This is a genomic window from Allokutzneria multivorans (genome assembly GCF_039537405.1).
GTDB classification, from domain to species: Bacteria; Actinomycetota; Actinomycetes; order Mycobacteriales; family Pseudonocardiaceae; genus Allokutzneria; species Allokutzneria multivorans.
In genome coordinates this window covers 1-1,012 of sequence record NZ_BAABAL010000034.1, presented here as the reverse complement: position 1 = coordinate 1,012, position 1,012 = coordinate 1, and the positions used below count along the sequence as shown (strand labels likewise).

Annotated in this window: 1 protein-coding gene; it reads left to right on the top strand. The window is 64.8% G+C overall.

Translation table 11 applies throughout. From position 1 onward, the window contains the following. Positions 1 to 17: 17 nt before the first annotated feature. Positions 18 to 1,012: IS630 family transposase (locus tag ABD798_RS37145; protein ID WP_344886350.1), on the top strand; the 995-nt coding region annotated here is incomplete at its 3' end.

Sequence of the window (1,012 nt, the reverse complement as noted above, 5' to 3'; positions counted from 1 at the left end):
GTCGGCCGAAGGCTGAGTTGGTGTTGTCCGGCGAGGAGCGTTCGGCGTTAGAGGGTTGGGTTCGTGCTCGGTCGACGCCGCAGGCGTGGGCGTTGCGGTGCCGGATCGTTCTGGCCTGTGCGGAGGGGTTGTCGAACAAGGACGTGGCCGCTCGGTTGGGGTCGACGCCGCATGCGGTGGGCAGGTGGCGGTCCCGGTTCCTTCAGTATCGGCTGGCAGGTTTGGGTGACATGCCGCGGTCTGGTGGGCCTCGGTCGGTGACTGATGAGCAGGTCGCGGTGGTGGTGGCCAGGACGTTGGAAACCACGCCGAAGGACGCGACGCATTGGTCGACCCGGTCGATGGCGGCAGAGTCGGGGTTGTCGCAGTCGACGGTGTCGCGGATCTGGCGGGCTTTCGGTCTGCAACCCCACCGGAGTCAGAGGTTCAAGCTCTCCACCGATCCGTGGTTTGTCGACAAGGTCCATGACGTCGTGGGCCTCTACCTGGATCCCCCGGAGCGGGCGTTGGTGTTCTGTGTCGATGAGAAGACACAGATCCAAGCGTTGGACCGGTCCCAGCCCGTGCTGCCGATGATGCCTGGCACGCCGCAGCGCATGACGCATGACTACGTGCGATCGGGCACCACGACCTTGTTCGCAGCCCTGGAAGTGGCTACCGGCAAGGTGATCGGCTCACTCAAGCGCCGTCACCGCACCGCGGAGTTCACACAGTTCCTTGCCTTGCTGGACAAGCAGGTCCCCGCGGGCCTGGAGATCCACCTCGTACTGGACAACTACGCCACCCACAAGACGCCCGCGGCCAAGAACTGGCTGGCCGCACACCCGCGCTTCCACCTGCACTTCACCCCGACCGGATCCTCCTGGCTCAACCTCGTCGAACGCTGGTTCGCCGAACTGACCACCAAGAAGCTCCAACGCGGCGTTCACACCACCGTCCGCGCGCTCGAGAACGACATCCGGACATGGATCGCCACCTGGAACACCAATCCCAGGCCCTACATCTGGACCAA